Here is a 22,817-nt window from a genome sequence, read left to right as displayed (position 1 = left end):
CGGCCCGACGCACTGCGGAGGTACCGTCATGAGGATCCTCGTTCCCACGGCCCTGCTCCTGTTCTCGCTGGGGTGCACGCTCGGGCCGGACTACGTGCGTCCGACCATCGACACGCCCGACGCATGGCGCATCGCACCCGGCGAAGCGGAAGACCTGGCCAACACGCAGTGGTGGACCACGTTCAACGATCCCGTGCTCGACGAGCTCATCGACACCGCACTCGCCGAAAACCGCGACGTGCGCATCGCCGCCGCGCGCGTCGATCAGTTCCTCGGTGCGCTCACGGCCACGCGTTCGCGCTTCTTCCCGACGGTGGGCTACGACGTCGATGCAAGCCGCGCCAAGGCCAGCCGCGTGGGGCAGCCGCCGATCCCGGCGGGCGCGGACCCGTATTTCACGCTGTACCAGGGCTCGCTCGGCGCCAGCTGGCAGATCGACCTGTTCGGACGCGTGCGGCGGCTGAGCGAAGCGGCGCAGGCGCGCGTGTACGCAAGCGAGCAGGCCAGGCGCGGCGTCGTGCTCTCGCTGGTGACGAGCGTGGCGGCCAGCTACATCACGCTGCGCCAGCTCGACCGGCAACTGGAGATCGCGCAGGCCACGGCGAACAACTTCGGCGAGACGGCGCGCATCTTCGACCTGCGGCACAAGGCCGGCATCGTGTCGCTGACCGAGGTTTCGCAGATCCGGTCGCAGCGCGAGCAGGCGCTGGCGACGATCCCCGTGCTGGAGCAGCAGATCGCGGCGGTGGAGAACCTCATCTCCATCACGCTGGGGCGCAACCCCGGCCCGATTCCGCGCGGGCTCACCATCGACCAGCTCGTGCCGCCGCGCATTCCGGCCGACCTTCCTTCGTCACTGCTGGAGCGTCGCCCCGACATCCTGCAGGCCGAGCAGAACCTCGTCGCGGCCAACGCCAACATCGGCGCCACGCGGGCCCTGTACTTCCCCGACCTCACGCTCACCGGTGCGCTGGGTTCCACGAGCACGTCGTTTGGCGATTTCCTCACCGGCCCGGCCAGTGCGTGGCTGGTCGCCGCCAACGTGGCCGGCCCGATCTTCACCTTCGGTGCGATCAAAGGCCAGGTGCGCACCGCGGAGGCGCAGAAGGAGGAGGCGGTGCTGGTCTACCAGCAGACCATCCTCAACGCGATGCGCGAAACCGACGATGCCCTCACCGGCACCGTGAAGAAGGCCGAGGAACTCCAGCGCCAGGAAGCGCGCGTGCGGGCACTGCGTGATTCGGCGAGGTTGTCGCGGGCGAAGTTCGAGTACGGCATGGCGGGGTACGTCGAGGTGCTTATCGCCGACAACGAGCTGTTCGCCGCCGAAATCGCCCTCGTGCGCGTGCGCGCCGAGCGCAACACGCAGATCGTCCAGGTCTATCGGGCGATGGGCGGCGGCTGGGTCGATGCCGCGCAGGCGCGCACCACCGCCACGGAGACCGGTTCCGAGGCCGCGCCACGCAGCGATGGCGGAGGCCTGCGGCGGTGACGGACGCGCTCAGCGCGGGCCGACGCCGTGCAGGAAGATGTCCACCACCTGCTCCACGCGGGTGCGCTGCGCCCGCTCGCCCAGCGCCTTGCGCACGCCCAGCACCACCTCCAGGTGCAGGTCGTCGCGCAGCATGCCGATGAAGTGCTCGGCCGCGGCGCGCGGATCGGCGATGGCGAGCTGGCCCGATCCGGCGTAGCGCTCCAGCAGGCGGGTCAGGGCGGTCGTCGCGCGGCCCGGCCCGTTCTGCAGGAAGGCCTCGGCCAGGCTCGGAATGCGCCCGCACTCGGACACCACCAGGCGGTAGAGCGCGATCGTCCGGGCATCCATGAGGATCCGCATGATCGCGCGGCCGAACTGCTCCAGGCTGGCGCGCACGTCGTCGCCGGCGCGCTCGTCCGCACGGTGGATGGCTTGCAGGGCCTGTTCGGACAGCCCGGTCACCATCGCGGCGAAGAGATCGTCCTTGCCGCCGAAATGGCTGTAGATGGCGCGCTTGGAGCCGCCCACCTTCTCGATCACCGCGTCGATGCTCGTGTTGGCGTAGCCATCGCGCAGGAACAGCTCGCTGGCGGCATCGAGGATCTGGCTTCGCAAGGCATCCGGGCTGCGCCGGCTCCGGCGCGCGGGCGTGGGTTCACTGGGGACGTTCATGGCGCACTCCATGGCACTTGACACGTAAGGTACCGACTATTACCGTTTACCTCAACGGTACCAAACAGTACCCATTGAGCCGCGACCGCCGCACGGGCACCCGATGAAGACGACCCTCCCGAATAACGAGCGCCGAAGTCGCTCAGTTTTCATCCTGGCCGCCTGCGCGGCGGTCGCGGCCTCGGCGTGGGCGGTGCACGGCTGGCTGTGGAGCAGCGCCTCGGTGTCGACGGACAACGCCTACACGCGCGGCGAGGTGACGGTGATCGCCCCGCGCGTGGCGGGCTACGTCTCGGAGGTGCTCGTCGGCGACAACGAACCGGTCAAGCGCGGCCAGGTGCTGTTCCGCATCGAGGACGCGGACTACCAGGCGCAGCTGGACCAGGCGCTCGCGAACGTGCTGCGCCAGCAATCCGCGCTGGGCAGCCTGGACAAGCAGATCCAGTTGCAGGGCGCGGTGATCGAGCAGGCCTCCGCCGACGTGCGCGCGATCGAAGTCGAGGCGCAGCGCGCGGGGCTCGATTCGCGCCGTTATCGCACCCTCGTGGAACAAAGCGCCGTGAGCCGGCAGATGCACGAATCGGCCGATGCCACGCACCGCCGGGCGCTGGCCGCGACCGACTCCGCGCGCGCGCGGCGCCAGGCGGAGACGGACAGGCTCGAGGTGCTGCGTGCACAGAAGCTGGAGGTCGAAGCGGTGCTGCAACAGGCCCAGGCGGCGCGCAGACTGGCATCGATCTCGTTGAAGCACACCGTGGTGCGCGCGCCCGTCGACGGCGTCGTCGCCAATCGCCAGGTGCGCGTCGGCCGCTACGTCGCGCCCGGCGCGACGGCGCTGACGCTGGTGCCGCTGGACGGTGTCTGGGTCGTCGCCAACTACAAGGAAACGCAGCTCACCGACGTGAAGGTCGGCGACACGGCGCAGGTGACGCTGGACATGTACCCCGGCGTCGAACTGACGGGCACGGTCGACAGCATCGCGCCGGGAAGCGGCGCGCAGTTCGCGCTGCTGCCCCCGGACAACGCGACCGGCAATTTCACCAAGATCGTTCAGCGCGTGCCGGTGAAGATCGTGCTGGATCCCGCGCATGCGCTCGCCGGCCGACTCTATGCCGGCCTGTCCGCCGAAGTGTCGATCCACACCGACGGCGACCCCGCTCCCGCACGCGGCAAGCGCACCGCCTCCACGGCGAACTGACCGGCCGCGATGGCCAACGCATTGCGCCAGGCGATCTGCCTGCTCGGCATCGTGGCGTTGATGGCCGTGGACGGCATCAACGGCACGCTCCTGGTGGTCAATCGTGGGCAGGTGATGGGCGGCTATGCGGCGACGCCGGATGAAGCGGCGTGGCTGAACATCGCCTACCTCGCGACCAAACTCATCGCCTTCGTGTCGACGCCGTGGCTGGTCGGTCGCTACGACGCGGTGAAGACGACGTGGGTCGGCGGCCTTCTGCTCGCGGTCGTCACCGGCGCGTTGGCGATGGCGCCCGATTTGACCTTCGCCATTGCGATCCGCGCAGCACAGGGTGCCTGCGGTGCGCTCGTGCTGGTGGCCGCGCAGACGCTGGTGTTCCAGGCGTATCCCGCGACGCGGCAACCGCTGCTGCAGAGCATGATCGCGCTGGCCGTCGTCGTGGTGCCGGTGATGGTCGCGCCCGCGCTGCACGGCTGGGTGACGGACGCACACGACTGGCGCGATCTCTTCGTCGGCGCAGCGGTCACGGCATTGCTTGCATGCGTCGCCTTCCATTCCACGCGACCCCGGGAGCCTGCGCGCGTCGCATCGAACGCTCCTCGTCCCGTCGTGCAGCTGCTGCTGGCGCCCGCGATCGTGGGCGTCGTCTACGTGATGCAGGAAGGGGCGCGCTTCGACTGGTTCGATGCCGTGCACATCCGCGTGGTGGCGGTCGCATCGGTGATCGCCCTCGCCTGCGCATCGTGGTTCGCCTTGCGCGGCGACGCCGGCCGCCAGGCGATGCGCCATGCAGGCGCGCATCCGGACTTCGTATTCGGTCTGTGCGCCAGCTTCTTCGCGGGCTTCGCCCTGTTCGGAAGCGGCGCCGCGATTCCCCTGTTCGGCAACGTCGTGCTGTCGCTCGCGCCGGAGCACGTGGGCCAGCTGGCCTTGTCCAGTTCCATCGCCGCCGCGGCTGGCCTCGCGTTGGCCGGGCTGGCGCTGCAATCCGGCCGCGTGCCGGTGGTGGCGCCGATCCCGGTGGGCATCGCGCTCTTCATGACCGGCATGTGGTTGCTCTCGCTGTCCAGCGCGCAGACCGGCGCGCCGCAGATGCTGCTGGCCACCTGGCTGCGCGGTTTCGGCATGGGACTGCTGTTCGTCTCGCTGACGGTCATGACGCTGGGTGGGCTTCCCCGCGAACGGATGGCCGGCGGCGTCGCGCTGTTCAACCTGGGCCGGCAGGCGGGCGGACTGGCGGGCATGGCGTTCGTTTCGACGATGCTCGAATGGCGCCTGCCTGCGCATGGCGTTGCGTTGTGGCAGCACGTGCCGATGGGCAGCGCCGAACTCGACGCGACGCAGGCGACGCTGATGAATCTGTGGATGGAGCAGGGCCTTGCGGCGGGCGAGGCGACGACGGCCAGCGCGGCATGGATCGCAAGGCAGGTGCAGCAGCAGTCGGCCGCGCGTGCGTTCGACGAGATCTTCCTGTCGCTGGCGATGTTCTTCGTCGTGGCCATACCGTTGCTTCTGGGCACCAAGGTGTTTCTCGCGCGGCAGTCGCGCCGCGCGCAACACGCGCAAAGGCACTTGGCAGCACCTTGAGTGTCAAGGCGAAGGGGCGCGCGTGGAGGCGAACCGGTTCAGCACGGCTTCCACCGCGAACATGCACAGCAGCATGCCGAAGACGGCGATCGCCACCGATGTGAGGCGATAGAGCGAGATGCTGTACAGATCCCCGGCGGGCGAGAGCTGGCCGATCAGCACCGCGATCGCGGTGGCGGCGCTCAATCCCACGGCGGGGCCGGCGTTCTCGCGCACGTGCATGGTGGCGAACACGAGCGCGCCCACGCCGTAGAGCGCAATCACGAATCCCGCCTGGCTCACGTGCGTGTACAGCGCAAGCTGCAACGCGAGGGCATAGACGGTGCCCAGCAGCGTCCCCGACACACGCGTCCACGCCGCACGGCGACCGCCGGCCAGCGTCATCGGAAACAGGATCAGCACGGTCGCCGCCTGCGCGGACAGCGCATCGGGGAGGTCCAGGAACTGGAACACCGCGAAGGACGCCGTCGCGCAGATCGCGCCCAGCAGCATCTGGTGACGCACCAGCGGCAACGGCTTGGCGGGCGCGCCGTGCGGAAGCTTGCGCCGCTCCGGGATCAGCGCATGCACCGCGCCTGCGATGAACGCCGCCAGCAAGGTCGCGATGAACTGCGCGGTGAACAGATCGCTTTTGGGAACGTGCGGGTAGCTCGCCAGGTGAACGAGCACGGAGGACGCCACCATCGTCAGTGCGCCGAACAGGAACCACGGGCCCTGCGCCATTAGGCGGAAGCAGGCCAGGGCGAAGACGAAGAACGCGCCGATCGCGAGCAGCGGGGACACGTTGCCGAGGATCGCAAGCAGGTTGGCCGCGGTGATGCTGACCAGGCTGCTGGCCACGAACTGTGCCGCGATGCGAAGGTTGTAGATCGGCACCAGGCCCAGCAACAGCACCGGATACAGCGCGAAGAACGCGCCGAACGGCCAGCTCATCGCCTTGGCCACGGCCAGCGCCGCGGTGGTGCCGATCGCCAGCCGGCACGCTTGCCGCCACGCGTCCTCGCCGAGCGCGGGCCGCGCCTGCCGGGACTGCGACAGCGCGTCAGTAGACATAGTGGAGCAGGGTGATCAGGCGAATCTGCACGTTACCCAGCCAATGCCGCAGGCCCCGCGCCTGCGGATGCAGCTGCACCGTGGCGCGGGCGCCGGTCATCAGCGGGCGCGGCGGGATCTCGAGCAATTGCAGATTCACGCGCACGCGCTCGGCATCGCGCACCCAGCGGTCGTCCTGGTCGGGCGCAGCCAGGCGTCCGTCCGGATCGATCTGCCCGCGCACCACGCCCGCGTCGAGCGAACTCACTTCCGCGTCGAACAGCCGTCCCGGGAACGCGTCGAACGCCACCTGCGCGCGCGTGCCCGGGCTGACATGCAGCAGCGCCTTCTCGCGGAAATCCGCCTGGAGGCTGGGGGCCGTGCTGATCAACACCAGCTTCGGCACGCCGGCCTGCGCGTAGGTGCCCGCCGCCAGCCGCATGTTGCTGACGATGCCGGGCGCGGCCGCCACCACGTCCGAGCGGCGCAGGTCGAGTTCGGCATGGGCGAGCGCGTTGCGCGCGCGTCGAAGGCGCAGGCTGCGGTCGCCGTCGCTGCCGCGTTGCACCCTCACCGCGTTCAACGCCGCGCGCGAAGACTGCAACGCGGCGCGCGCGACGTCGTATCGGGCCTGCGCCTGGTCGAGCGCCGAACGCGACACGTAGCGTTCGCTCACCAGGCCCTGCAAACGGCGCAGTTCGCGCAGGGCGTCATCCACCTGGGTCTTCATGCGCGTGACTTCGGCCGAGGCCGCCGCGATGGAGGCGTCGAGCTGCGCGTTGTCCTGCCCGGCCTGCTCGACCTGCAGCTCGGCGTCGTGCACGGCGGTGCGGTAGGTTTCCGGATCCACCCGGAACAGCAGCTGCCCCTTCTCGACCCGCTGGTTGTTGCGCACCTGCACGTCGACCACGCGACCGCTCACCTCCGGTGCAACCTGCGTGACGTGGTAAGTCAGGCGCGCTTCCGGAGACACCGGCATGTGGATGTCGGCGACGAGGTAATACACGAAGCTCAGGCCGATCAGCGCCAGCGATCCGAACATCCAGGCGCGAAAACGGGCGTCGGTGCTCATTGAACACTCCTCGGATGCCGGCGGCACCCCGACTCGTCCAACCCTGCACTGACGCTAGTACCGCGCACGCGGCACCGGAAGCCGACTTCGCGTGGACATCATGTTGCCTGTCCGGCACCAATGCACCGCCCGCGCTGCCAGGGCGTGCGGTGCGCGCGATTCGCGATCTGCGGTCAACCCTGCGCTGCCCGCCGCGCGCGCCTCACCTCATGCGGTGTCGCGTGGGCCCGCGTCGGCCGATGCCGCCTGGGCGTGCGGGTGCCGCGATCGCGTCTTCTCCTCGGCGAAGGCATGGTTCACGTCGCGATGGCCGGCTTCATCGTCGCGAACCGCGATGACGACGTCACGCAAGCGCGCGTCGGCGGGAAGCTTCCAATAGCCGATCGCGAGGGCCGGCGCGGGCACGTTGTCGATGCGGCCGGCGTCGATTTCCGCCAGGTACCGCGTGTAGCTCACCACCGCTTCCTCTTCGAAATAGCCGACGAGACGGTGCGCGGTGCGGCTGGAAACCACGTAGAGGGCCAGGTAGAACGTGAAGAACAGCGCCTGGGCGACCAGCACCATCATGCGTTCGAACCAGCTCGGCCGCGCGATTTCCATGAAGGTCATCAGGTGCATGCGCTCGTTCTCGGCTTCGTCCAGCAACGTGTGGATCCAGCCTTCGTCGTCGTGCAGCCAGCGCAGGCAGTGCAGGTGCACCAGCGCGCCGCCGACCATGCCGGGCACGGCCGCGACGGTTTCCAGGACGATGGCCCGGTTTCCATAGCGTTTGGCGAAAAGCGTGTCCGCGAAGAAGCGCAGCGCCCGCGTGGTGCCGTAGGCGATGCGGTCGGAGGCGTTGAGGACCGGATGGTGGAAATCGAGCGGACGCGGATCGCCTGCGGGCATGGGAGTCTCCGGGAGCCGGCCTGCGCGCCGGCCCGATGGGCGCGGATCGGGTCCGATCACTCTAGGTCGTGGGAGCCCGCGCAGGAAGGTCGTTCGTCGGACACCTGTTGTTGACCGGGACGCACGAATGCAGGCGCCCTGAAGCTGCTATTGGAAGATCGCGCCGGACTGCCCGGAATGGGCGGCGAGCAGAGGCGCCAGTTCGCGATCGATCGGCGTTTGCGCGGCCTGCAACGGCAGCCTCTCGCGGAAGGCCGGCCGGGCCGTGTGGCGTCGCTAGACCCGGGCGATGAACTTGATCTCGATGAGCTGCGTGGGAAGCGCCAGGCGCGGCGTGACCAGGATGGTGCTGGCAACGCTCGGCTTGTCCGTGCCGTACGCCTGTTTCCTGACGGTGCCGGCCACGGCGAAAGCGGCGTCCATGTCGGTGACGTACAGGACTTCTTCGACCACGTTGTCGAGCGATGCACCGAACTGGCCGAGCAGGGCGCGCGCGTTCGCGTACGTCTGCCGCATCTGGATCTCCATGTTCGAGTGATCCAGGATCCGGCCCTTCGCATCCAGCGCAGGTGCACCGACGATGTTGCCTTCGGCGTCATGGCTGAGTTGTCCCGACACGTAGATGGTGTCGCCCACCTTCACCGCCTGCGCATAGCCGTAGGCGTCTTCCCAGGGCATGCCCATGCCCTTGGTTTCTTTGCCGATCGTCACGTCCGTTCTCCTGCCTTGCGTTGATGCGGATCCGCCCACTGTTCTAGGCGAGTGCACGGCCCGCGTGTAGCCCGATGGAAGGGCATGCGGTGTTGAGGAAATCGCACCAATGCGCACAAACCGGTTCGTCCGCGCTGCTGGCGCTGCGGCCGCGCGCGGAAACGCGCTGTTGCCTCGCACGCGCTTACAGAACACTGGCTGCGCTGGCCTACGATCGGCGTTGCGCCACGGGACGCAGTGCGCGGTCGAGGCTTCCGGCCGGATGAACGGGATGCCGGCCTCGTTCACGGCGCGACACACGGTCGCGGTCATCATCCGGTGACGGCCCTTTCCAGCGAATCCATGCCAATGCCCACCTGGCCCGAACTCCAATCGCAACTGCAGGCATTGCGGGACGACGTTCCCTCGATGCTGCGCGAGACGCCCGACACCGCCACGTTCTTCGACACGTTCGCCGGCAAGGCGGACTTCATCCTCAAACGCGCGCCGCCCGACATGGTCGAGTCGGTGCATACCGAGCTGGGCGCGATCCTGCGTGACATGAAGCTCGCCGACGACGGCGAGGACTGAGCGGGTTCGCACGCGCACTGCGGAACCCGGACGCATTGCGCGTCCGGGCGCCGCGATGTCTCAACTGCTCGGGTGCAGCGATTCCAGCTGCTTGAGCCGCTTGAGTGCGTCGGACTGCTTCAGCAACCCGTAGTTGATGCTGCCGGCGTTGAGCGAACTGCCGGCCTGGTACGGGTAATCCATGAAGTCGGAGAAGAACGCCTTGATGGCGCCCATCACCGGCACGATCAGCCACATCTGGCGCGCGAGGAAATCGATTGCACCGCCGCCATCCTCCAGCCCGCGTTCATAGGGGTCCATGCGCAGGTTGGTGATCATGGCCCAGTTGGTCACGGCGCGCGTGCCAGTGGCGATGTTGCCGTGCTGGCTGGCGAAACTGAGCTTCCAGTCCTGGAAACGCAGCGCGTTGAGGTTGCCGCCCTGGTCGAAGTAGAAGATGGCATCGCGCGGTCCCTTCTTCTCCTTGCCCTGGAAGTAGGGCATGAAGTTGAAGCCGTCGAGCTTGACCTTGAACTTCTTCTTGTTGAGCGTGGTGCCCTTCGCCAGCTGTTCCTTGATGTCGGGAACACCGGCGGCCGCGCACAGCGTGGGGAACATGTCGATCAGCGAGATCGGATCGTTGTAGACCGTGCCGGGCTTGATCGTGCCCGGCCAGCGGATCGCCATCGGAATGCGGAAGCCGCCTTCCCAGGTCGAACCCTTCTCGCCGCGGAACATCGTCATGGCGCCGTCGGGCCACAGCGCGATCTCGGCGCCGTTGTCGGTGGTGTAGACGACGATGGTGTTGTCGTCCAGGCCCAGTTCGTCCAGCAGATCGAGCAACTGCCCGACATGGCCGTCGTGTTCGACCATGCCGTCGGCGTGCAGGCCCTTGCCCGTCTTGCCCACCGAGTCCTTCTTCAGGTGAGTGAATACGTGCATGCGCGTGGTGTTGAACCACACGAAGAACGGCTGCTTGGCCTTGGCGCTCTTCTTGATGAATTTCTCCGCCGCCTCCAGGAACTCTTCATCCACCGTCGGCATGCGCTTGATGTTGAGCGGCCCGGTGTCCTCGATCTTGCCGCCGCCGTAGGAGTGGATCACGCCGCGCGGACCGTACTTCTTCTTGAAGTTCGGGTCCTTGGGATAGAAGTAGCCTTCGGGTTCTTCCTCGGCGTTGAGGTGATAGAGATTGCCGAAGAACTCGTCGAATCCGTGATTCGTCGGGAGGTGCTGGTCCTGATCGCCGAGGTGGTTCTTGCCGAACTGGCCGGTGGCGTAGCCCTGCGTCTTCAGTGCGTCGGCGATCGTCGGCATCCAGCCGGTGATGCCGTGCGGATCGCCGGGCATGCCGATGGTGAGAAGGCCGGTGCGGAATGGCTCCTGGCCGAGGATGAAGGATGCGCGTCCTGCAGTGCAGCTCTGCTGGCCGTAGGAGTCGGTGAACAGCGCGCCTTCGTTGGCGATGCGATCGATGTTCGGTGTCTGGTAACCCATCAGGCCGCGCGTGTAGGCGCTGATCTGCGGGATGCCGATGTCATCGCCGAAGATGACCAGGATGTTCGGCTTGCCTGAGGCTGCAGGGGGCGTGCCGCGTGCGCCCTTGGGGGCGGCCTTCTTCTGTGCCATGAGGATCTCCCGAGGTGAGGGCGCCGCCCGGCTCGAGTGACCGAGCGGTTCATGGATTCTTCACCCCGGACGTGTCGCCACCGTGAAATCCGCGCCGAGGCGCCGTTAACGCACGCCTGCGATCGGGCTGGGATGGTGCACGTGCGGGATCTCGATTCCGCCGGACAGGTAGCCTTCGAGCCACTCGCGAAAGTGCGTCTGCGCGATGACCGCATCGGGGCCCGGCGTGAGGGTGTGGTCGTCGAGGATCGCGCCGTAGTAACCGGCAGCGGGATCGGCAACGACGGGCCGGTCGTCCTGGTAGCTGTACATGACCCACTGCACGAGTTCGTTGAGGTGGAATGTGTCGGGCCCGGCGATCTCCAGCACCGCATGCGACGCAGGCGCGGACACCAGTTCCGCGAGGCGGGCGGCCACGTCGTCGGCCGCCACCGGCTGCACCGTACCCGGCGAGAGGTGGACGATGTCCTTGCCGCTGCCCGGCGGGATGATGGTGGCCATGAACTCGAAGAACTGCGTCGCGCGCACCAGCGTGTGCGGCACCGTGGCGTTGCCGACCAGACGCTCCTGGACTTGTTTCGCGCGGAAGTACGCGCTGCCCTGCAGGCGTTGCGTGCCGACCACCGACAGCGCGATGTGATGCGAAACGCCCGCGCGCGCGCCCGCCGCGAGCAGGTTCTCAGTGGATCGGCGGAAGAACTCGGTGACCTCCGGGTCTTCGAACGAAGGCGCGTTCGTCACGTCGATCACGGTGTGCGCACCGCTGAGTGCGTCGTCGAGTCCGTGTCCCGTGACGGTGTCCACGCCCGTGCGCCGCGAGGCGGCGACGACGTCGTGGCCGAGCTGGCTCAGTCGCGTGACCAGCCTGGATCCCACCAGGCCACTTCCGCCTGCAACTACAACCTTCATGGTTCGGACTCCCGATCAGGAGCGCGTCATCGCGGATCGTCGCAGCGGCAGCTCGACCCGATGGAACGATGGCCCGCGTGGGGTGGAAACAATGGAGTGCTTCTTGTCCGCCGTCTCGTCGTGTAGCTGATCGGATTCCGCGGGGACGCCGCGCCGACGTGGGGTTGTCCCGTGCACGAACGGATGGAAAGTGCACGCCCGTTACAGCCGCCTCGACGAACTGACATCCGTCCTCTTCGTTACGGCGGACAAGAAGCATAGGAACATCTTCCACACCGCAGGGTGCGCAAGATCGCGGTCGATCGGATGGAGCATCGATTCGACCTTGAGGGCGACGATAGGGCGTCGCGTGCAGGAGGCGGAAGGCCTGGGCGCGGACATCCGGTGTTGTCCCACGCGCAACAATTGAGCAGGGCATGCGGCGTCCCGGGTGCGGGAGGGGGAGACCGCTTCGTCGACGTTATGACTGGGTGAAATGTTCTACCGCGACGCGGGCCGCACCGATGGGCGGTTACGCTCGCCACCGATCCGCCGTGACAATCCACGGCGGCCACACGCTTCGCGGAGACTCGCCATGCCTATCGCCCCACGTTCGATGGATTCCACGCGCTGCGCGATTCATCCGGCGATGCGTGGGTGGATTGCGCTCGCTGCGGTGCTGGCGGGCGCATGCGCGTCGTCGCCGACGGCCGCGCCGTCCGTCGATGCCAAGGCGACACCGGCCGCCGACGCCCGCCCGGCGGTTCCGCCCACCGTTCCCGAGATCCATCCGGGCGTGCTCGCCGGTTACCTCGGCCGCAACTTGCCCGACAGCTTGAAGCTGCTGCCACCGCCGCCGGCGGAAGGTTCGGCGGCGTTCCGCAACGACCAGGCGGTGAGCCGCGCTTCGCAGAAGCTGCGCGATACGCCGCGCTACACACTGGCCGCGTCCGATGCCGACCTCGCCTTTCCGCACGTGGCCTCGGTGTTCTCCTGCGCACTGGGCGTGCCGGTGACGCAGCAACAGTCGCCGTATCTGTACCAACTGCTGCGGCGGACGCTGACCGATGCGGCGCTTGCGACGTACGGTGCGAAGAACCAGTACAAGCGCATCCGTCCCTTCGTGCACTACAAGGAGGGAACGTGCCGACCCGAGGACGAAGCCGCGCTGCGCAAAGACGGTTCGTACCCGTCCGGGCATACGTCCATCGGCTGGGCCTGGGCGTTGATCCTCACCGAACTGGCGCCCGAGCGCGCCGACGCACTGCTGGCGCGCGGCCGCTCGTTCGGCGAGAGCCGCCTGGTCTGCAATGCGCACTGGCAGAGCGACATCCTCGAAGGACGCACGACGGCGTCTTCGACGGTTGCCGCGCTGCACGCCAATGCCGACTTCCGGGCGGACATGGCGTCCGCGGCAACGGAGATCGCACAGCTGCGCGCCAGTGGCGCCCGGCCCGACGTGGACTGCGACGCCGAAGCCACCGCGCTCGCGCAGCGCATCGACGGCGTGCTGTAACGCAACACGGCCCGGGTCCAGCCCGGGCCGCAGGCCGGGCCGCGGCGATACGCCCGGGCCCGGCCTGCGACAAGAAGGGCAGGGCGCACCTTCGAAGTTGATACCGGCCGCCGGTCGCGTGCACCATGCCTGCGCATCCGTCGGAGCGGGGGCTGTGCATGGCAATCACGCCGGAAGACGAAGCGCACGGCGACGAGGGGCGACCCGGGCCCCATCGCCCGCTGCGCAGCCTCGTGCGGCAATCCTTCAGCGGCCTGTGGACGCTGCTGCGCAAGGCCGTCTGGTTCATCGCGTTTGTGCTGCTCGTGCTGGTGTGCGTGCGCGCGTATCTGTCGACGCAGGGACCGCCGTTGCGTCCATGGCAGACGATCGTGCCGGAGGAGCCCAGCGCCGACACCGTCGCCCACGGCGACTGGCGAGCCTACGTCCGTGCGGAAGACGCGATGTACGCGAAATTGCACGGCAAGCTCGAAAAGAAGATGGAGCCGGGCGACCGCACGCCGCTCAACCGCTACTACGACGCGAGCATCGTGTCGCCATTGCGCTTCGAGCGCGACTGGAACCGCTCGTTCGTACTGGAACCCCGTGGGGCGCCACGCGGCGTCGCCGTGCTGCTGCACGGCCTCACGGACTCGCCGTACAGCATGCTCAGCCTGGCCGAGCTGTACCGCGAGCACGGCTTCGTCGCCCTCGTGCCGCGCATGCCGGGGCACGGCACCGTGCCCGCCGGGTTGACGCGCGAGGGCCGCAAGGAGTGGTACGCGGCCGTAGACATGGCGATGGGCGAAGCGCAGCGGCGCACGGCGGGGAAGCTGCCGGTCCATCTGGTCGGGTACTCCAACGGAGGTGCACTGGCGCTCACGCACGTGCTGAGGCGGCTGGAACGCGGAGAATCGGCCGGCGTGCAGCGCATCGTGCTGCTCTCGCCGATGATCGAGGTGAACCGCTTCGCGCGCTATGCCGGGCTGGCGGGGCTGCCGGCGCTGTTCGGTCGCTGGGCCAAGTCGGCGTGGTTGGACCTGATGCCCGAGTTCAACGCATTCAAGTACAACTCGTTCCCGGTGCGTGCGGCGCGTGAATCCTACCTGGTCACTTCCGATCTCCAGGCGACGCTCACGCAGGTTGCCGCGAAGCAGCGGATGAACCAGCTTCCGCCGATCCTCGCCTTCCAGTCCGTCGTGGACGACACCGTATCGGCGCGCGCCGTGATGACGCGGCTGTTCGAAGCGCTGCCGTCCAATGGCAGCGAGCTGGTGCTGTTCGACGTGAATCGCAGCCGCGTGATCGCGCCGATCCTGCGCAGCGCCGCCAGCGACTGGTCACGCGATGTACTGCAGTCGCCGCGCCGGTACGCGGTGACCATCGTCGGCGCCACCTCCGACAGCGATGCGAACGTTCTGGCGCGCTCGCGTCCGGCCACCGCGGAGGCGATCGTCGCCGAACCCATCGGCATGCGCTATCCCGCCGACGTGTACTCGCTCTCACACGTCGCATTGCCATTCCCGCAGGACGATCCCCTCTACGGAAACATACCGTCGGGGCGCGGTGGCCTGCAGCTGGGCGCCATCGCGGTACGCGGCGAGCGCAATGCGTTGATGGTCTCGCAGGACAGCCTGGTCAGGCTTGGCTTCAACCCGTTCCATTCGTACATGCTCGCGCGCATTGCCGCGAAGCTGCCGAAGGGCTGAAGCGGGCTGGGAGCGTGCGCGCGTGCGATGCATGCAGCGTCATCACGACTTCGCGGCATCGCTGCATCACGCGATGCAATGCGGTCGAATCCGCCTTGCGCGAGGCGCGCAACACACCGACGAATGGCGGTTGCGGCGAGGGATCGCGCGGCGTAGAACGTATGAGTGACAGAGGTGCGCAGTCGCTCCGACCCACCGCAACGATTGCGATGGGCGAGAGCGGCGGGCCTTACTCCGTGCGGTCCACCGCGTCGAGGAGGCTGTTGCGCAGCGTGACGATCTCCTTCTGCAATCTGGCGAAATCCTTGGTGCTCAGGCCGCAGGCATCGCCCAGATCGATCACGGCGCGCTCGCGCAGGCGGCGACCGTTCCGGGTCACGCGCACACGGACCTGACGCTCGTCCGCCGGATCGCGCGCACGCTCCACATAGCCCATGCCTTCGAGCTTCTTGAGGATGGGCGTAAGCGTGTTGGATTCCAGGAAGAGCTTCTCGCCGAGGCGGCTGACGGTCAGGTCATCCTCTTCCCACAGCGCGACGAGGGTGACGTACTGGGTGTAGGTCAGGCTCAGTTCGTCGAGGACCGGCCGGTACACCTTGCCGAAGGCGAGGTTGGCCGAATAGACCGCAAAGCACAGGAAGTCCGACAGTTTGCGGTCGGGCGCATCGGCTTTCGATTTCATGGAGGGCTCCGGAGCGGCTGACCGGATGATTATATCGCTTGCGATGGAATCGGGAGCGATGTGAATCCGGTCAATAGTGCCCGGTTCAGCCTGCGATGCCCGCTCAAGCCCAGTCAGGGAGCATATCGTAATAAATCGCGTGCGATCTAAGCGCAAGCGATGAATGAAGCTTGAACCATCCCTGCCGCGACCCTTGGCAATCGCCAGGGGCGCGTCTAGAGTGCGCGCCATCGCAAACGATTCAATCGCATGCGATGTAAAACAACCTCCCCCGCCAGACACGGTACACGCTCATGAACGCCATCGACAAAATCCTCTTCACCGGCAAGACGCACACCACCGTCAACCCGCCGCCGTCCGCTGCCGACCATGGCAGCGTGAACCTGGAACTCACCGCTGTCGACGGCCAGGCGCTGGCCTTCACCGACGTCGCGCCGCACCCGACGGCCGAGCAGTTGTTCGCCGGCGCGTGGTCGGCCTGCTACATCACGGCGGTAGGGCTGGTGGCCGCGCAGAAGCGCGTGAGCTTGCCGGCCGACCTCTCGGTGGACATCGAGGTCGTCCTCGGCCAGTCCGGCGCGGCCTGGCAGCTGGCCGCCCGTTTCGATGTGCGCATGCCGGGCGTGGCCCAGGACGTAGCCGAGAAGATCGCCCACGCGGCGCATCAGATCTGCCCGTACTCCAAGGCGGTCCACGGCAATATTGATGTGGCCGTGAACGTCACCACTTCGTAACTGCACCCGTGGCCGGCTGGCCATGCGCCAGCCGGCCACCTTCCAGGAAGAGACCAGAGGAAACCCCATGACCGCCCACACCCAAACCGCATTGCTCGCCGGTGGCTGCTTCTGGGGCATGCAGGATCTGCTGCGCCGCATCCCGGGCATCGTCGCCACGCGCGTGGGCTACAGCGGCGGTGATGTCCTCAATGCCACCTACCGCAACCACGGCACCCACGCCGAGGCGATCGAGATCACCTTCGATCCGGCCACGATCAGCTACCGCAGGATCCTGGAGTTCTTCTTCCAGATCCACGATCCGACCACGCGAAACCGGCAGGGCAACGACATCGGGACCAGCTACCGCTCGGCGATCTTCTACCAGGACGACGAGCAGAAGCGCATCGCGCTGGACACCATCGCCGACGTGGACGCATCCGGCCTGTGGCCGGGCAAGGTCGTCACGGAAGTCGCCCCCGCGGGCCCCTTCTGGGAAGCCGAGCCGGAGCATCAGGACTACCTGGAGCGGTATCCGGAAGGCTACACCTGCCATTTCATCCGCCCGGACTGGACGCTGCCGCAGCGCGGCTGACCACCACCCGCACACGCGTGCCAGATCGCGCGGCACGCCCCTCCAAATCGCATGCGCGCCGGCCTACGCCGGCGGCATGCCATCGCCCGGTGATTGCCATGAACGCCACCTACCAGTCCTATCGACCGATCAACTGCGAGTTTCATGACCTGCTGGAAGACCTCGCCACCGCGCGCCGGCTCACCCGCGTCGCGTATCTCGATGATGCGGGCACGATGCGGCGCGGCGATGGCGTGATCACCGACGTTTACGCCCGCCAAGGCGAGGAGTTCCTGTCGATGGACTCCGGCGAAACGATCCGCCTGGACCGCCTTGTCGAAGTGCATGGCCAGACGCTGGCATCGTTCGGTAACGCGGACGGCTGCGCGCTGTAATCGCCGCCGCGTTTTCGCATACGCATCCGTACGCGTGACGGGTGCGCGCCAGGCCATCCTGCGATCGCCCGCGACGACGTGAGCGCGGGCACGCCGGCGCTCCGGCCGGCTCGGCTAGACTCGCCCCACGACCACCGCTGGGAGCGATGCATGGCAGCAACGGGTTTGGGACGTCGTGCGCGCGTGCGCGCACTTGGATTGGCCACGCTCGCCGCGTGCATGGCGATGACCGCGCACGCGGCTCCGCCGGATCGCGATGCGATCAAGGCCCAGGTGGCCCAACGCCATGGCACGGCGGTGAAGGCGCTGCAGGAGTGGATCGCGCTGCCGTCCATCGCCGCCGAGGACCGCAACCCCGCACAAGGGGCCGAGTACATGGCCCGGCTTGCGCGCGAAGCGGGCTTCCAGCATGTCGAGGTCGTCGACACCGGCGGCAAGCCGGGCGTGTTCGCCACGCTCGACGCCGGCGCGCCGACTACCGTCGGCGTGTATTACATGTACGACGTGAAGCAGTACGACCCGGCCGAATGGACCTCGCCGCCGCTCGAAGCGCGACTGATCGACAAGCCCGGGCTGGGCAAGGCCGTCGTCGGTCGCGGCGCGACCAACCAGAAGGGGCCCGAGATGGCCTTCCTGACGGCACTGCACGCGATCCGTGATGCGAAGCAGACGATGCCCGTCAACCTCGTGCTCGTGGCCGAGGGCGAGGAGGAGATCGGCTCGCCCAACATCGGCAAGCTGGTCCTGCGTCCCGACATCCAGGCCGCACTGAAGAAAAGCATCGGCGTGTTCATGCCGATGGGGTTGCAGGATCCCGCCGGCGCGGTGACCGTCAACCTCGGCGCCAAGGGCGTGGTCGAACTGGAGCTGGTGGCCGACGGCAAGGCCTGGGGGCGCGGGCCGTCGAAGGATGTGCATTCCTCGCTGAAGGCGATGGTGGACAGTCCGGCCTGGCGGCTGGTGAAGGCGCTGGACACGCTGGTCTCGGAAGACGGCAACACCGTGACGATCGACGGTTTCCCCAAGCCCGCACCGCTGAGCGCGCAAGACCGCGCGATGATCGCCCGCTCGACCGGCGCACGCGATGAGGCTACGGCGCGCAAATCTCTGGGCGTGCCGCACTGGATCGACGATCTGTCGTGGGAGAAGGCGAACGAGCGCCTCGTCTCGCAGCCGACGGTCAACATCCAGGGCCTGGTCGGCGGCTACACGGGCGTGGGCGGCAAGACCGTGCTGCCGCATCGCGCGGTGGCGAAGATCGACATGCGCCTGGTCCCGCCGATGACGCGAGACGGCGCCGTCGCAGCGCTGAAGGCGCATCTGGCCAAGCGCGGCTACGGCGACATCGCGGTGAACGTCAGCGGCGGCTACGACCCGACTTCGACCGACGCCGACTCGCGCCTGATCCAGGCGCAGGTCGCCGTGCTGCGACGCAACGGTGTGGAGCCGCTGATGTGGCCGCGCCTGGCGGGTTCGTATCCGGGCTTCGTGTTCACGCAGCCGCCGCTGTCGCTTCCGGCGGGCCATTTCGGCCTGGGGCACGGCGGCGGCGCACATGCGCCGGACGAGTTCTTCCTCATCGAGTCCAGCAATCCGAAAGTGCAGGGCTTCGACGGCGCGGTGATGTCCTACGTGGACTACCTGTACGAGCTGGGGAGCTCGACCGGAAGCGCGGCGGCGGCAAAGTAGCCGATCGCAGTCCGATGCGCGCGGCTGCGGCCGCGCGCATCGCGTTCACAGCAGTTCGATCGTCCTGCCCTCATTGCCATTGTCGGTGCGCACGCTGCGGTCGTGCACATGCGAGGCCGGCGTGCGATCGATCATGAGGCTGAGCAGCTCCGGCCGGCTGTAATGCCCACGCGCGTCCATGAGTCGTTTGCGCGCGCTGATCAGGGAGAAATCCAGATCGGCGATCACGTGGCCTTCGCCCGAGGTGAGCGGCTCGCCCATCAGTCGGCCTTCCGGATCGACGATCGCGGTGAAGGAGCCGCCGGAGATGGGCCCGATGGGCGCGCCGGTGTCCCGGACGATCTGCGCCTGCTGCTCCGGATTGAGCCATGCCGTGGCATTGACGACGAAGGCCGCCGATTCCAGCGCGTGCTGGCGGATGTTGATCTCGGTCTGCTCCGCGAACAGCGGCCCGGCGAACGATCCCGGGTACATCGCCGAGTGGATCTGCTCGCCATCGGCGATCAGCGCGTAGCGCGCCAGCGGAAGATAGTGCTCCCAGCATGCAAGCTGACCGATGCGGCCGACCGCGGTGTCCACCGCGCGCAGCTCCGAAGCATCGCCCTGGCCCCACACCATGCGCTCGTGGTACGTCGGCGTCATCTTGCGACGGCGCTGCACGATCGTGCCGTCGGCATCGAACAACAGCTGGGTGTTGTAGATCGTGTGGCCGTCGCGCTCGTTCACGCCGATGGACACGACCATCTTCGCCTCGCGTGCAGCGGCGGCGATCGCATCGGTATCGGCCGAAGGCACGGTGACTGACTGCTCCAGCAGGCGCTGGTGTTCCTTGCCCATCTGAAACGGCGACTGCACGAAGGAAAAATACGGGTAGTAAGGAATGATGGTCTCGGGGAAGGTCGCGAACTGCACGCCGAGGCGGCCCAGTTCGCGGATCTTGTTGACGACCTTCTCGACAGTGCCCGCGCGGCTGTAGAGCACGGGACTGATCTGGACGGCGGCGGCTTTGACGATCGACATGGGGTTGCTTCCTGTGTGGTGTATATGCAACATTGAGAGCGGATCAGCCGGCCAGCGTTTCCGCTGGCAGGCCGGAGGCGAGATCCACGATGGCGGCGGCACCGTGCTGGCCCAGAAGACGCTTGGCCTTGGCCTGCGCGGCACGCCATGCGGGCATGGCCTGGGCCAGAAGCTCGCGTCCGGCCGGGGAGATCACGATGGGGCGGCTGCGTCCCTTGTCGGGGACGAGCTCGTCGGCCCAGCCCTGATCGAGCACGAGCTGCAGGTTGCGGGTGGAAGTGGAGCGTTCCTGATGGTTGGCGCGACCGATCTCGGCGCGGCTGGCGCCGTCCATGCGCGCGATGAGCACCAGCAGCGAGAACTGCGAGGCATTCAAGCCGAAGGGCCGCAACTCCTGATCGAACAGGTTGGTGATGACGCGCGAGATGCGGCGCGTGCGCGTCATCAGGCAACCGCCGGTGACTTCATTGACCAGGCCGGCCAGTGCTTCGGCTTTAGGGTTGGGCTTCGTCTTCATGGGTCGGACTATGGTGTATATGCACCATGGTGTCAACGCCGAGGGTGGCACCGACCGACGAACGGCAAGCCGAACGCGCCTGAATGGCGGGGAAGGGCGCTCCCGGGGCGTGCGCCGCAGGCTTTGCCGAAGCGGTCCATCGCGCGCGAGCTCCGGCCCGTCCGTGCCTGCACGGACGAATGCCACTCGACCGCCCGCCGCGTGGCCGCTAGCCTCGGGACCTTCCTGTCAGCCGGAACCTCTCCATGAAGTCTTCGCATCTGAGCCTGAGCCTCGCCATCGCGCTGGGCCTGGCCTCCACCGCTTCCCTTGCCGCGGGCAGTCCGGCGGGCAAAGCCCAGCTCGGCGATTTCGGCGTCGACCTGAGCGCGCGCGACCTCACGGTGAAGCCCGGTGACGACTTCAACAGTTATGTCAGTGGAACCTGGCTGAAGACGTACGAGCTCAAGGATTACGAGACCTCCTACGGCTCCTTCAACCAGCTGCGCGACCGCGCCGAGGAGCAGGTGCACGGCCTGATCGAAGACCTGCGCAAGCGCAACGATCTCGCGCCGGGCAGCAACGGCCAGAAGGTGCGCGACTACTACGCCAGCTACATGGATCGCACCTCACGCGACGCCGCGGGCATCGCCCCGCTGACGCCGGTGCTCAAGCGCATCGCTGCGATCGATTCGAAGGCCGAGCTCATCGCCGCGTTCGCCAACAGCGACCTCGACGCGAGCGCCTCGCCCATCCGCCTGGGCGTGGATCTGGACCGCAAGAACCCCGACCAGCATCTGGTCAGTCTCAATGTTGGCGGCCTGGGCCTGCCGGACAAGGATTACTACGTCAATCCGGACGCGCGCTTCGTCACCATCCGCAGCGCTTACCTCGAACACATCCAGCGCATGCTCGGCTTCGCCGGCGTCAAGGACGGCAAGGCGCGCGCGGAGAAAGTGCTCGCACTGGAAACCGCGCTGGCCAAGCCGCAGTGGGAGCGCGCCAAGCGCCGCGACCGCGACAAGACCTACAACGTTTCCACCTTCGCGCAGCTGCAGCAGCAGTTCCCGTCCTACGACTGGGCGGCGCACCTGAAGGCGCAGGAAATGCCGCAGCCCGACCGCGTCAATGTCGTCACGCCTGATGCCGTGCAGCCGGTGCTCGACGTGATCGCCGCCACGCCGCTGCCGGTCTGGCGCGACTACCTAACGTTCCACGCCATCGACGGCAACGCCGAACTGCTCAGCCGCGCGATCGACGACGCTTCGTTCCAGTTCAACGGCAAGGTGCTGGCCGGACAGAAGGCGCAGAAGGACGATTGGAAGCGTGCGGTGGCGATGGTCGGCGCGAAGGACGGTCTCGGCGATGCAGTGGGCGAGCTGTATGTCGCGCGCTACTTCCAGCCCGAATCCAAGGCCGCGATGGACCAGTTGGTCGAGAACCTGCGCGCCGCGCTGCGCCAGAACATCCAGAACCTGGACTGGATGGGCGAGGCCACCAAGGCCGAGGCCTACCGCAAGCTGTCCACGTTCCGCCCGAAGATCGGCTATCCGGAGAAGTGGACCGACTACTCCAGCGTCAGCATCGTGCCGGGCGATCTGGTTGCCAACGTGATCGCGATGCGCCGCTTCGACCGCGCCGACGAGAACCGTCGCGTCGGCCAGAAGACCGATCGCGACGAGTGGCGCATGACGCCGCAGACGGTCAACGCGTACTACAACTCCACCTTCAATGAGATCGTCTTCCCCGCAGCGATCCTGCAGCCGCCGTTCTTCGACGTGAACGCCGACCCGGCCGTGAACTACGGCGGCATCGGCGCGGTGATCGGCCATGAAATGGGCCACGGCTTCGACGACCAGGGCAGCAAGTCCGATGCCGATGGCGTGCAGCGCAACTGGTGGACCGACGCCGACCGCGCCCGCTTCGACGAGCGCACCAAGGCGCTGGGCGCGCAGTACGACAGCTACTGCCCGCTGCAGGGCCAGTGCGTGAATGGTGCGCTGACGATGGGCGAGAACATCGGCGACCTCGGCGGCATTTCGATGGCCTACACCGCGTACCGCCTCAGCCTGCACGGCAAGCCCGCGTCGGTGATCGACGGCCTCACCGGCGACCAGCGCTTCTTCCTCGCGTTCGGCCAGATCTGGAAGGGCAAGTACCGCGACGAAGCGCTGCTGAACCAGGTCAAGACCAACCCGCATTCGCCCGGCATGTACCGCGCGAACGGCCCCGTGCGCAACTTCGATCCGTGGTACCAGGCCTTCGACGTGAAGCCGGGCGATGCGCTCTACCTGCCGCCGGAGCAGCGCGTTCGCATCTGGTGATGCAGCCGCGCGGCGCGGCG

The 22,817-nt window shown here is 67.6% G+C and carries 21 protein-coding genes; 11 read left to right on the top strand and 10 right to left on the bottom strand.

Going from position 1 to position 22,817, the window contains the following annotated elements; all coding sequences use genetic code 11:
- Window positions 1–28: 28 nt before the first annotated feature.
- Complete coding sequence (locus tag JI752_RS07805) at window positions 29–1,492, top strand: efflux transporter outer membrane subunit (RefSeq protein ID WP_216961590.1); 1,464 nt, start codon at window positions 29–31, stop codon at window positions 1,490–1,492.
- A gap of 9 nt (window positions 1,493–1,501) precedes the next feature.
- Here JI752_RS07805 and JI752_RS07800 read toward each other — a convergent pair whose 3' ends face one another.
- Window positions 1,502–2,146, bottom strand: a complete 645-nt coding sequence (locus JI752_RS07800; RefSeq protein WP_216961587.1) for a TetR/AcrR family transcriptional regulator — start codon at window positions 2,144–2,146, stop codon at window positions 1,502–1,504.
- Between the two features lie 103 nt (window positions 2,147–2,249).
- Here JI752_RS07800 and JI752_RS07795 point away from each other — a divergent pair, with 103 nt between their 5' ends.
- Both JI752_RS07795 and JI752_RS07790 read left to right on the top strand, forming a co-directional pair.
- Window positions 2,250–3,344 (top strand): HlyD family secretion protein, encoded by a 1,095-nt coding sequence (locus tag JI752_RS07795; RefSeq protein WP_216961584.1) that lies wholly within the window; start codon window positions 2,250–2,252, stop codon window positions 3,342–3,344.
- 9 nt (window positions 3,345–3,353) lie between these two features.
- The gene (locus JI752_RS07790; RefSeq protein WP_216961580.1) at window positions 3,354–4,931 is read left to right on the top strand and encodes an MFS transporter; all 1,578 of its coding nucleotides are present in this window, start codon (window positions 3,354–3,356) and stop codon (window positions 4,929–4,931) included.
- A 3-nt stretch (window positions 4,932–4,934) separates the two neighbouring features.
- On the opposite strand, the gene JI752_RS07785 is transcribed toward JI752_RS07790, so the two are convergent.
- The 4 genes from JI752_RS07785 to JI752_RS07770 form a co-directional block, all read right to left on the bottom strand.
- Window positions 4,935–5,984: a DUF2955 domain-containing protein gene (locus tag JI752_RS07785; protein WP_216961576.1), complete on the bottom strand. Its 1,050-nt coding sequence runs from the start codon at window positions 5,982–5,984 to the stop codon at window positions 4,935–4,937.
- Window positions 5,974–7,035 (bottom strand): HlyD family secretion protein, encoded by a 1,062-nt coding sequence (locus JI752_RS07780; protein ID WP_216961573.1) that lies wholly within the window; start codon window positions 7,033–7,035, stop codon window positions 5,974–5,976. The genes JI752_RS07785 and JI752_RS07780 overlap by 11 nt, the downstream gene beginning before the upstream one ends.
- A 207-nt stretch (window positions 7,036–7,242) precedes the next feature.
- The gene (locus tag JI752_RS07775) at window positions 7,243–7,923 is read right to left on the bottom strand and encodes an alternative oxidase (protein WP_216961570.1); all 681 of its coding nucleotides are present in this window, start codon (window positions 7,921–7,923) and stop codon (window positions 7,243–7,245) included.
- A 276-nt stretch (window positions 7,924–8,199) separates the two neighbouring features.
- On the bottom strand, window positions 8,200–8,634 hold the full coding sequence (locus JI752_RS07770) for a RidA family protein (RefSeq protein WP_342316715.1): 435 nt from the start codon (window positions 8,632–8,634) through the stop codon (window positions 8,200–8,202).
- 348 nt (window positions 8,635–8,982) lie between these two features.
- On the opposite strand from JI752_RS07770, the gene JI752_RS07765 reads away from it, so the two are divergent.
- Window positions 8,983–9,204 (top strand): hypothetical protein, encoded by a 222-nt coding sequence (locus tag JI752_RS07765; RefSeq protein ID WP_216961567.1) that lies wholly within the window; start codon window positions 8,983–8,985, stop codon window positions 9,202–9,204.
- A gap of 60 nt (window positions 9,205–9,264) precedes the next feature.
- Here JI752_RS07765 and JI752_RS07760 read toward each other — a convergent pair whose 3' ends face one another.
- Entirely contained in the window at window positions 9,265–10,812 is a 1,548-nt protein-coding gene (locus JI752_RS07760; protein ID WP_216961566.1) for an arylsulfatase, read from the bottom strand.
- A gap of 105 nt (window positions 10,813–10,917) precedes the next feature.
- Window positions 10,918–11,721, bottom strand: coding sequence for an SDR family oxidoreductase (locus tag JI752_RS07755; RefSeq protein WP_216961563.1), 804 nt, complete (start codon window positions 11,719–11,721; stop codon window positions 10,918–10,920).
- Window positions 11,722–12,295: 574 nt separating this feature from the next.
- Here JI752_RS07755 and JI752_RS07750 point away from each other — a divergent pair.
- Complete coding sequence (locus JI752_RS07750) at window positions 12,296–13,216, top strand: phosphatase PAP2 family protein (RefSeq protein ID WP_254200227.1); 921 nt, start codon at window positions 12,296–12,298, stop codon at window positions 13,214–13,216.
- A gap of 158 nt (window positions 13,217–13,374) precedes the next feature.
- On the top strand, window positions 13,375–14,904 hold the full coding sequence (locus JI752_RS07745; RefSeq protein ID WP_216961559.1) for an alpha/beta fold hydrolase: 1,530 nt from the start codon (window positions 13,375–13,377) through the stop codon (window positions 14,902–14,904).
- A 229-nt stretch (window positions 14,905–15,133) separates the two neighbouring features.
- Here JI752_RS07745 and JI752_RS07740 read toward each other — a convergent pair whose 3' ends face one another.
- Window positions 15,134–15,586 carry a MarR family transcriptional regulator gene (locus JI752_RS07740; RefSeq protein ID WP_216961556.1) on the bottom strand — a complete coding sequence of 151 codons (453 nt, stop codon included), beginning with the start codon at window positions 15,584–15,586 and terminating at the stop codon, window positions 15,134–15,136.
- Window positions 15,587–15,879: 293 nt separating this feature from the next.
- Here JI752_RS07740 and JI752_RS07735 point away from each other — a divergent pair, with 293 nt between their 5' ends.
- From JI752_RS07735 to JI752_RS07720, 4 genes are all read left to right on the top strand, one after another.
- Complete coding sequence (locus tag JI752_RS07735; RefSeq protein WP_216961552.1) at window positions 15,880–16,320, top strand: Ohr family peroxiredoxin; 441 nt, start codon at window positions 15,880–15,882, stop codon at window positions 16,318–16,320.
- 67 nt (window positions 16,321–16,387) lie between these two features.
- Window positions 16,388–16,894, top strand: coding sequence for a peptide-methionine (S)-S-oxide reductase MsrA (msrA, locus tag JI752_RS07730; protein WP_216961551.1), 507 nt, complete (start codon window positions 16,388–16,390; stop codon window positions 16,892–16,894).
- Window positions 16,895–16,992: 98 nt separating this feature from the next.
- On the top strand, window positions 16,993–17,268 hold the full coding sequence (locus JI752_RS07725) for a hypothetical protein (protein WP_216961547.1): 276 nt from the start codon (window positions 16,993–16,995) through the stop codon (window positions 17,266–17,268).
- A gap of 150 nt (window positions 17,269–17,418) precedes the next feature.
- Complete coding sequence (locus tag JI752_RS07720; RefSeq protein WP_216961544.1) at window positions 17,419–18,957, top strand: M20/M25/M40 family metallo-hydrolase; 1,539 nt, start codon at window positions 17,419–17,421, stop codon at window positions 18,955–18,957.
- Between the two features lie 45 nt (window positions 18,958–19,002).
- On the opposite strand, the gene JI752_RS07715 is transcribed toward JI752_RS07720, so the two are convergent.
- Together JI752_RS07715 and JI752_RS07710 are read right to left on the bottom strand one after the other, a co-directional pair.
- Window positions 19,003–19,977, bottom strand: a complete 975-nt coding sequence (locus JI752_RS07715) for a nitrilase-related carbon-nitrogen hydrolase (protein ID WP_216961542.1) — start codon at window positions 19,975–19,977, stop codon at window positions 19,003–19,005.
- A gap of 43 nt (window positions 19,978–20,020) precedes the next feature.
- On the bottom strand, window positions 20,021–20,494 hold the full coding sequence (locus JI752_RS07710; protein WP_216961539.1) for a MarR family winged helix-turn-helix transcriptional regulator: 474 nt from the start codon (window positions 20,492–20,494) through the stop codon (window positions 20,021–20,023).
- A 245-nt stretch (window positions 20,495–20,739) separates the two neighbouring features.
- Between JI752_RS07710 and JI752_RS07705 the strand changes: the two genes are divergently transcribed.
- Window positions 20,740–22,797 (top strand): M13 family metallopeptidase, encoded by a 2,058-nt coding sequence (locus tag JI752_RS07705; protein ID WP_216961536.1) that lies wholly within the window; start codon window positions 20,740–20,742, stop codon window positions 22,795–22,797.
- Window positions 22,798–22,817: the final 20 nt, after the last annotated feature.

The sequence above is a fragment of the Lysobacter sp. MMG2 genome (genome assembly GCF_016735495.2).
Lineage (GTDB): Bacteria > Pseudomonadota > Gammaproteobacteria > Xanthomonadales > Xanthomonadaceae > Lysobacter_J.
This window is presented reverse-complemented; position numbering and strand designations above follow the sequence as displayed.